We start from the raw sequence: 9,226 nt of genomic DNA on the forward strand, positions 1-9,226 counted from the left end.
GGGTATGTATGCCTACCCCAGAGGCGGGAAAGTGGTCACCGGGGCTTCTATTCGGCTGATTGAGCAGTTAGCCGCCTGTTTGGGGAATTTCGAGTACGGCATTGTCGAGCTGGAACAGACTGAAAAGGAAGTGTTGCTGGAAGCCTTCGCCTGGGACATTGAGAGCAATGTGCGCCGCTCGATGCGCTGGACAGTCCCTATGGAGCGTTCCACCCGCCAAGGCAGCTATGCCCTGTCCGATCAGCGTGACCGTTACGAGTTGATGGCCAATATGGGAATGCGTCGGGTTCGTGCCTGCTTAATGGCTCTGATTCCTTACTCCATGCAGCAGGTAGCCATTGATACGATCAAGAATACGCTGGCTAACCACTCCAAATTACTGTCACCCGAGCATCAGGGCCGGATGCTGGAAGCCTTTGCCCGGTTCGGTGTCGAGCGTCGTCATATTGAGCAGCATTTAGGGCATGACCTGAGCAAGTTGTCGCTTCAGGAGGCTATCAACCTCAAGTCCATCAGCGAGTCACTGGAAGCCGGTGTCGGTAAGCCGTCTGATTTCTTTGGCAGCTTTGTGGATAAGTCGGCGGAGAAGGAGAAGAAGAAGCCCGCTAATGAGAGCGTGAACCGGATTAACGAGAAGCTGAATAAGCAAAATCAACCCGAGAAGAAGTAGGAGTGTTTGCCATGCAAGACGTAACTCAGAGTATCAAAACCCTTTACCTGGCTGGACTTCAACGACTGTTGTGGATGGCCATGAATACCGGGGAAGGCGTGGATATGTTTGTCCACTGGTCAGGCCATGTTCAGTGGGTCCATGTTTCGATCAACCATAACTGCCCGTATCAGAAAGCAGACGCCGAGGACTATGACGACGATGCTCACGAGCCTGTTTACAAGGCCATTGTGACGTTGGATCAGGATTACCCAATCACTGATATGGAAAGAGTCATCATCGAGTGCGAAACGGTACTGGAAAAACTAAGTGTAACCAACGAGGAGGCCGCTTAAATGGCTCAGAAAGGAATCAACAAAGTCATTCTCATAGGGAATGTTGGGCAAGACCCGGAAGTACGGTTCACACCTTCGGGGATGGCGGTGGCTAATCTTAGCATCGCTACTTCGGAGGCGTGGAAAGATAAGAACAGTGGTCAAGTTCAGGAAAAGACTGAATGGCACCGTATCGTGATCTTCGGAAAGCTCGCTGAAATTGCCCAGCAGTACATGAAGAAAGGCGGCAAGGTCTACATCGAAGGGAAGCTCCAGACCCGCAAATGGCAGGATAACAGTGGGCAGGATCGCTACACCACTGAAGTTGTGGTTGATGGGTTCAGTGGTGTGATGCAAATGCTTTCCAAGATGGAAGATGGGGTACAGCAGCCTAACCAGCAGCAACCTCAGCGCCAACAACAGCAATCGCAGCAACGTCCAGCAAACCACCCTGCACAACAGGCACCACAACAATATCAACAGGCACCCCAGCAGCAGCCCTCACAAGGGCAAGGCAATGGACAGCAGCCCTATCAAGGTGGTGACCAGTTCGATCCTAATGTGCCCTTTTAGCCCATAGCTACATAACGCTGGTTCAGGAAGTACCAGCCCCCCTTCCAGGGAAATAATAATAATGATCAAGGAGTACGACTTTATGAACAACACCCTCAGTAATTACCTGAATGATACTGATGAATCATCGAATGATCGTCGTCCCCGCAAGAAGCGTTGCACCAAGACCCAGAAGCAAGCAAAGCGGAAGGCTCTGAAGTTGGCTCGCAAGAATAACCGTTAGGGATTTAGAGATGTCGGAAAATTTTCCGGCATCTAATAATAATAAAAAGGACTATGAGCATGGACAGCACAATCATCCCCTTCAATAAAAATTCTGATCAAACTATCTCTAGTCGTCAGATTGCAGAGGCCACCGACAAGCAGCATTATCATGTCAAACGTGACATTGAAGTAATGCTGAAAACCCTGAAAATAGATGCCTCCAAATTCCTCGGTATCTATTTAGACACCATGAATCGGGAGCAGACTGAATACAACCTGCCAAGTTTCGAGTTTACAGTCCTGATCACCGGTTATGATGTTGAGCGTCGAGCAGCCGTCCTGAAAAGGTGGCATGAACTGGAAACCGGTCAAGCTATCCCAATCAGTCAGCAGTTCAATGAGCCAGAATTGCCAACTAACCACAGCGAACAGATAAGAATAGCTATTGAGTCAGTGGAGTTAGCCAAGATATACGGTTTAGAGGGTAACCAGGCTTTGTTATCAGCGGATCGGGCTACAAATCGCATAATCGGTTTCTCCCCCCTGGAAGCCTTGGGTCACCCAGCTCTCACCCAGGCAATGACCTACACCCCGACACAGCTCAGACAGATGATGACACCGCCAGCTGAATCTGTAATGCCAGCTAACCAGAAAGTCAGTTTACCCGAACCTGTCCAGGAACCGGCCAGTGGTCTGAGAAAGCAGAGGGGGCGCTACGGCCTGGAAGGTTACCATTCGTTCACTGAGCTGTCTGATATTGTAGAACTGCTCAAAAGGGAGGTTGTAAGTATTCTTGAGCAAAAAGGTCTGATTGAGTTTATAACACCGTACCGTAGATGGACGCTCACAGGGAAAGGCTGGAAATACGGGGCGCTGTATAATCCGAGCAAAGATGATCTTATTGACCGTGATACCGCTGCGCTCGTACCTACACACGGTTATCAGCCGGTGTTTACTAACAATGTGATTGATTTGTTTTAAGGGGGATAGGGATATGAACCCAATTATGTTTGATAAGGATGGGCAAATCAAAACGAACTCGATCATTCTCTCCAGAGAACTCAATCGTAGTCATCGTCGGGTTTGCAGTGCGTTGTTCTGGGTATTCAAAGGCTTTATTGAAGCTGGATACGGAGAGAGATTGACTGAAAATGATTTCAAGATCATCAAAGATGAACACTCCGGCATCCCCATGATCGAAATTTCCGAACTGGTCTTACATTGTGTACTCCCCAGCATAACGGGACGAAAACCTATACGGAAATTCACAGTGCCTTTAAAGCGGATTAACGAAGAAAAAAAACGTATCTCTAGTGAAATCATACTGGTCGTAGCAGAAATAATTTATCACTGATAGCCAGCTTATCACCCACTCAAAGCAGAATTTCCTGCTTTGAGAAAGGTATCAGTATCAGATTTATTTTGAGGTATAGGGATATGGACATTGTCTTTATAGAAAAGGGTGCGTTGAAAACGAACTCGATGGTGTTGGCTAATTTGTTTGATCGACCACACAGAAATGTTCTGGTAAGCCTGAGGAGCTTGGTAGCTGAAGGGTATATAGGTGAACTAGAAATCTTGCTGACCTCTTATACCGATATTCAGGGCAAGGAGCATCCAATGTATGAACTCACAGAAAGAGGGTTTTTATTTGCCGTACCGTTCATCGGTGGCATTAAATCAAAAAAAGGTCAGTTAGCACTGGTGGACGCCTTCTTACAGATGCGCCAACTATTAGAAGATCACCACGGCCAGCTACAGAAAGAGCTACAGGACTTCGCCTTAGAGTGTCGTTACAGCAAAGAACGGGCATCAGTGGCCGGAAAGGCACTCAGAAAGCGCCGGGAAGATATAGCACTGCTGACCGCACGTAAGGTCGAGCTGGAAGCCAAGTATCAGTATCAGCTTTGTTTTGGGGAATAGGGATATGGACATCGCTAAAAAGTGCGAAAAAGACAACACCATGATTCATTGCTTTGAGTTTAAAGAAGAAATTGTATTCAGATTCATCAAAGCCGTTGAAGGAAAAAAAATAGCCGGATCGAATGTTGTTGAAAGATTGATTATTGATTGGCTGGAGAGAGAGGGCTTATAGCCCTCCCACCCTGCATTTACTCCCTTGGCTCTATTCTGAGCAGGCATTTACTACCCCGATACAGAAGCGCGGCATAGGTTTTAAACACCACCAACCTTAGCTCAATGCCGGATAATAGACGTATATTGACGATTGCCAGCTGTCCTTTCTCCGGTGATGGATTAATAACTATCATTTCAATAGTTGTGCTGACAGCATCAATAAACGGCCTCTGATCCTCGCTTGACACTTTATCCAGTTGAAACCGCTGATGGAATGAATTGATGTGGTCAAGACTGGCTTCCAGTATCGGGGAGTTCATCATGTCCAGTTGATCTTGTATTGATAGCATTTCCTGTTGTAAGTCATTTATTTCAGACTCCAAGGCGACTACTCTCTGTACGCCTGTTGTCGATCCTGCTTCCACAAGTGCGGCCAGATTGCCTATCTTTGTCTGCTTATCCTCCAGCTCTGCCTCCTTTGCGTTCAGGGCTTTGGTTAGCGTTAATTTTTTTCTGTTTGATGCGCTGGCGAGCAAGTCGTCTTTATCTATACATGCGACAGCTTTGATTAGAATTGGTTGAAACTTTTTAACAGATAATGTTAGTTTGTTTTCACAATTCTTATATCTATACCTGCCGTTGCACCTGAACGATTGATAAATACTATTAGAACCCGAGATTACGACAGCAGCATTACAGCAACCACACTTTAATAACGATTTAAAAAAATTTAAACATGATGACGTTTTTCTTCCATTACTACGCTTTATTCTGTTTTTAATTGCAGCTTGAGCGGCATAAAATCTAGCTTCTTCGATTATCGCCGGATACGATTTAATATCTTCGTAGTTCCTTTCATAGATACCAAGCACTCTTTTTTTAGTAAATAACTTTTTCAGCCCGGCTGGGGAAATACGATACTTGTTACCATGCTTTGCGACTAAATGCTGTGTTATTTGTGCATAGCTCATGTTTTCATCAATACATAGGTCAAATACCGATCTGATTATGTTTGCTTCCTTCTCAATGATCAACGGTTTGCCTGATGATATATCAATCCAATGCGGATATATGTTAGAGCGACCTATACCGCCCGCTTTTAGTCTTTCGGCTGCATAGTGCCAGCTTTTTTTTGTACGCTCGGATTTAATCAGGCTTTCTTCGTGGGCACGACAAAGTATCGTAATGGAGATAATAAGCGGACCGAAATTAGATTTAATATCTTCCCGGTTATAAGTTATCCGGTCTATCGTTGTATAGATTGAGATGCCAGTGTTTAAGATGCGTATGAATAGCTCCAGGGCATCCATAATGTTCTCACGGCTAAGTCTGTCCAGGCTTTCGACTAACAGCACAGCAGGCCGTTTTATCAAGCCGTCATCGACAGCTTTAAGAAAGCCACCGAGAGCGGCCTTATCATCAAGGTGCCTGCCGTGGAACGCCGACTTACCTATATCAGTTAGTCTAAATGTTGTGTCCAGTGTCCAGCCTTTTTCCTCACACACTGCTGCGCTGCTTTCGAGCTGGCGTGTAATACCTGTACCCCGCAACTGCTTTTTAGACGATATTCTTTGGTATGAATAACAGTAAATTATCCGAACTGTCTCAGTGATTGCTGTAGCTATAGCTGTTTTTGTCATAGTTATAGGGGTTGTCATAATTGTCTACTACCATCGTGCATTAATAACAGGGTGGAGACAACTTAAACTGTTTATACATGCTGATAATGATTGGACATAATGGCATAGGCACAGACTTCAATAGCAAAAGTATTCACCAGCAACTGGAGTCGGTCGATCACCCACTGCCTGCGATGTTCGTAGTTATTTCCTGAAAAATCATCCTGACCGCAAAGCCACGCCCGCCGAACACAGCGAGCGATGCAGTGGTAGTAAGGTGTACTTGCCGTATCGATCAGAGTTCGTCGGGGGCTGGTCATGGGTTCTCCTGACAGGAATAGAATGGGCTCAGGAGAAAAGTAAGTTATTTGCTCAGAGAGTCAAGTTTATGGGTGTCCTATTTCTTTTGCTATTTCTTTTCAGTTTATGGGTGTCCTATTTCTTTGCTATTTCTTTGCTCAGAGAGTCAAGTTTATGGGTGTCCTATTTCTTTCTTCTTTTCTCATGGGTGTCCTATTTCTTTGTCTATTTCTTTTGTTTCTAGTTTATGGGTGTCCTATTTCTTTCAGTTTATGGGTGTCCTATTTCTTTCACTATTTCTTTCATTTCTTGGTTATTATTTTCCGTGAAAGAAAATTACCACGGAGGCACAGAGACACACACGGAGAAGAGAAAAAGCTTTTCCTCTGTGTCTCCGTGCCTCTGTGGCCAAATCTTCCATGGCAGAGGGTGACGAAACCATCGTCATGAGCATTTGTGTATTAAAAAAACACGGAGAAAAATAGCAAGTAGCAGTGAACTATTGTTGGTGAAACTGGTCTGTTGGTATGTGGTTCTCTAGTTTATTTGCACTTTTTGTATTACTCCGGCATCTCGTATTTCCACAATATTAAAAACCTTTTTTTTGAACTGATAGTTGCCAGATATTGTTTTTTATTTTTATGAAGTGGGCAGAATAATAATGAATGAAGTCTATCGGAAAACTATCCTTCCTGATCAAGTTGGTACATTATTTGAAAATAATGCGAATCATTTCAGGAGGTCGCGGAGTGGTCGTACTATTATTGTTGCATCCGATCCTGTCGGCCAAAATTGTCCGAGCAATGTTGGCTGCTCATTAAAAAACGCTGACAAACGAATAAAAGACTCACATATTGAATCAGTCAAAACTGGTTGTTCAAAACTGGCTGTAAATCAATACTGCTTTTTGACAGGGCCGCGGCCAAATAATTTAAAAGAATTATTGCGCTATACCAAAAGAGATGGTTTTACTCTTGAAGAAATAGCAATCGGATTTGATGTTGTTAAAAAAAAATCACCAAATGGTGGTGTGGCCTATACTTTTTGTCCCGCTTCAGAATTTACTGTTGGTAAACAGTTACAATGTATATCTGAGAAGTATTCAGTAGGATTGAAGGCTGAAGTATTTTCAGGTCTTGATATAAAGGCTGTGTGGAGTTATTCGTCTGCATTTGAAAAAATAATACGGGGCAATAAAGATCTCCTTCTGGAAAAACATTCCATTTTTCATGAGTGGTTGAACACAATTGATAAGCATGGATTAAATCATCCTTTGAAATGGATTCAATGGGTGGGTCAGGCATTAAGGGGTAATTCTGATGATAAGAGAGTGAGACTGGCAGCCTGGTGGTTGGATTTTTCCATGATCAAAGCTGGCTCTGTTGCAGGTAATAGTGGAAATCAGGGAAAAGCTCAAAAACGCCCCCGTTCTGACAGTTGCAGCACTGAATTACCCGAAAAAGCTGCCAGAAAAGAGCGTTCCACTATTACTAATAACAGAGCCATCAAAGCTACTGAAGGATTGAATAACGACGATAAAAGAAATGAGAGTTTATTTGAAGAAGAGACGTTTTGCTGGAGACGGTATATTAAACAGCAGCAAACTGTCGATAATGGTCAGGATATTTCCGGTAGGGAGACAATAAAAGAACAGGATAGGGGGGGCGGTAGAATCGGTAAAAAAAAATCTGGTACAAGAATTGATACTAGAAAAAGAAGAATTCATCAGAAAGAGATCCCTGATGGTGGAAAACAACGGAAAGTCAGTGGTCTGGGTGGTAGTGAATATAGCGAAATTCGAACATTAACTTTTAATAAAGATTTACCTACATCAAGTAATGCTTTATCTGGCGGTGATCGGATCGCACTGATGGCTGCCCTGAGAAATAAAATCGGCGATAAAATCAATTCTGCTAATTCTTTCTGCTTAAATAGCACCCCATATTTTCTTAAGAAACATAGATCAACAGGTTCAACTCCTTTGATTGAAATGATTGCCCATGTTTATGACCAATCATCTGGAAGATATAATCCGGTTAGTGAGGTTTATGAGGCTACACATGGTTTTCCGTTTCTGGAGAAAATGCTAGGTGAACTCTCAGAATACGCAAAAATAAAACCAGAAATGGCAAGACAATACATTAATTTTGTTGATGATGATGGTGATACGGCTTTAAATTGTGCTGCTTCAAGAGGGTTGTACTATTATTTTGACATTTTGGTTGAGGCTGGTGCCGATATCAATAAGGAGAAAAGGACGACGTCATTTCATCAGGCACTTACAAAATCAGTTTCTGAATATGGGGAAAATAATTACTTTTGTCTCAGGGAACTTATTGGTTCGATAGAAAAAACGTTGGGAAATGATTATTTGAAAGGTGTTATTAATAAACCATCAGAAATTAAGAAAGGCGATATTGTTATTCGTCAAACTGTTCTGCACTATGCCCTTAGTAGAATGTTTAGTGATCATCTTGAGATTGTTGATCTTTTGCTGAAATACGGCGCTAACCCTGATGTTGTCGATCAAGGTGGTCGTTCAGCGCTGGATTATGCCATGGGCTTGTCATATTCAAAAGAAAGGGCAGGAATTATTAAAGTAGTTATTGGTCGTGCATCTGATGACAATATAATGGCATTGTCTGGTAAAATTTTGAGTGGCCTGTTGTCGGGAGTGAATGAAGCTGATATGGAGTGTTTATGTGATGAGCTTGGAAGTAGATCTGGGTGCTCGAACGGGACTGGCCGTTTTGAATAGAAGATATGGCAATCGGAAATAAATAGTTGTGGACTATAGCTCCACAACTCAGGTTTGCCATTAAATGTTGCTGCACGGCCAGAATAAGACGTTAAGGTGACACCATCAACAGAGTTCACCCTGACTAAACACCACCATTTCGCCAGGCTGAATAGGATGCCAGGTTTCATCAATGGTTAACGGGGCGGTTGCAACAACGGTCACTACATCATTTTCTGTGGTTTCCCTGGAGAAATCCACGGTGATATCAGCATCTTTCAGACTGGCCTGATCAAAAGGGGCTCTCCGTGTTATCCAGTTCAGCCGGGTGCTGCAGTAGCAAAACAGGTAGCGGGAGTCGGTCAGCAGCATATTGAATACACCCAGCTCCCTGAGCTGATCGCAAAGTTTCTGAATAAAACGCTGGATACTGGTGTGCCGCTTCGGAGGCTTGGCAAAACGTTCCCGAATCTGATCCATTATCCAGCAAAAGGCGTGCTCACTGTCCGTAGTGCCTACTGGAAAATAGTGTTTCAATGGAAACTTCTTGATACCTTTTAACTGGCCGTTATGGGCAAAGGTCCAGTATTTTCCCCAAAGCTCCCGGGTAAATGGGTGGGTGTTTTCCAGGGCGATTCTTCCGGCATTTGCCTGACGAATATGGCTGACCACAATGTTACTTTTGATGGGGTAGCGACACACCAGGTTGGCAATTTCAGAATCACAGCTGGGG

Annotated in this window: 12 protein-coding genes; 9 read left to right on the plus strand and 3 right to left on the minus strand. The window is 43.9% G+C overall.

The genetic code is table 11. The annotated features are described in order from the left end of the window. The 8 genes from RM811_RS23315 to RM811_RS23350 all read left to right on the plus strand — a co-directional run. Positions 1-670, plus strand: a 670-nt coding sequence (locus RM811_RS23315) for a hypothetical protein (protein ID WP_402529086.1), incomplete at its 5' end; no start/stop codon positions are given. An 11-nt stretch (positions 671-681) separates the two neighbouring features. Beyond that, positions 682-1,005 carry a hypothetical protein gene (locus RM811_RS23320; protein WP_402529088.1) on the plus strand — a complete coding sequence of 108 codons (324 nt, stop codon included), beginning with the start codon at positions 682-684 and terminating at the stop codon, positions 1,003-1,005. Continuing rightward, positions 1,006-1,557 carry a single-stranded DNA-binding protein gene (ssb, locus tag RM811_RS23325; protein ID WP_402529090.1) on the plus strand — a complete coding sequence of 184 codons (552 nt, stop codon included), beginning with the start codon at positions 1,006-1,008 and terminating at the stop codon, positions 1,555-1,557. An 82-nt stretch (positions 1,558-1,639) separates the two neighbouring features. Continuing rightward, entirely contained in the window at positions 1,640-1,780 is a 141-nt protein-coding gene (locus RM811_RS23330; protein ID WP_402529093.1) for a hypothetical protein, read from the plus strand. Positions 1,781-1,839: 59 nt separating this feature from the next. Next, positions 1,840-2,742 carry a Rha family transcriptional regulator gene (locus RM811_RS23335; protein ID WP_402529094.1) on the plus strand — a complete coding sequence of 301 codons (903 nt, stop codon included), beginning with the start codon at positions 1,840-1,842 and terminating at the stop codon, positions 2,740-2,742. A 13-nt stretch (positions 2,743-2,755) separates the two neighbouring features. After that, positions 2,756-3,115 carry a hypothetical protein gene (locus tag RM811_RS23340; protein WP_402529097.1) on the plus strand — a complete coding sequence of 120 codons (360 nt, stop codon included), beginning with the start codon at positions 2,756-2,758 and terminating at the stop codon, positions 3,113-3,115. A gap of 83 nt (positions 3,116-3,198) precedes the next feature. Next, entirely contained in the window at positions 3,199-3,684 is a 486-nt protein-coding gene (locus tag RM811_RS23345; protein WP_402529099.1) for a Rha family transcriptional regulator, read from the plus strand. A gap of 4 nt (positions 3,685-3,688) precedes the next feature. Further along, positions 3,689-3,856, plus strand: a complete 168-nt coding sequence (locus tag RM811_RS23350; RefSeq protein ID WP_402529101.1) for a hypothetical protein — start codon at positions 3,689-3,691, stop codon at positions 3,854-3,856. Positions 3,857-3,872: 16 nt separating this feature from the next. Here the strand turns inward: RM811_RS23350 and RM811_RS23355 are convergent, their stop codons facing one another. Beyond that, the gene (locus tag RM811_RS23355) at positions 3,873-5,495 is read right to left on the minus strand and encodes a recombinase family protein (RefSeq protein WP_402529103.1); all 1,623 of its coding nucleotides are present in this window, start codon (positions 5,493-5,495) and stop codon (positions 3,873-3,875) included. Between the two features lie 53 nt (positions 5,496-5,548). Beyond that, a complete protein-coding gene (locus RM811_RS23360; RefSeq protein WP_402529105.1) occupies positions 5,549-5,776 on the minus strand; it encodes a hypothetical protein in 228 nt (75 codons plus the stop codon). A gap of 641 nt (positions 5,777-6,417) precedes the next feature. On the opposite strand from RM811_RS23360, the gene RM811_RS23365 reads away from it, so the two are divergent. Continuing rightward, entirely contained in the window at positions 6,418-8,514 is a 2,097-nt protein-coding gene (locus RM811_RS23365; protein WP_402529109.1) for an ankyrin repeat domain-containing protein, read from the plus strand. Between the two features lie 105 nt (positions 8,515-8,619). Here RM811_RS23365 and RM811_RS23370 read toward each other — a convergent pair. Further along, positions 8,620-9,226, minus strand: a 607-nt coding sequence (locus RM811_RS23370; protein WP_402529111.1) for a class II glutamine amidotransferase, incomplete at its 5' end; no start/stop codon positions are given.

The sequence above is a fragment of the Endozoicomonas sp. genome, assembly GCF_031844845.1.
In the GTDB taxonomy this organism is placed as follows: domain Bacteria; phylum Pseudomonadota; class Gammaproteobacteria; order Pseudomonadales; family Endozoicomonadaceae; genus Endozoicomonas.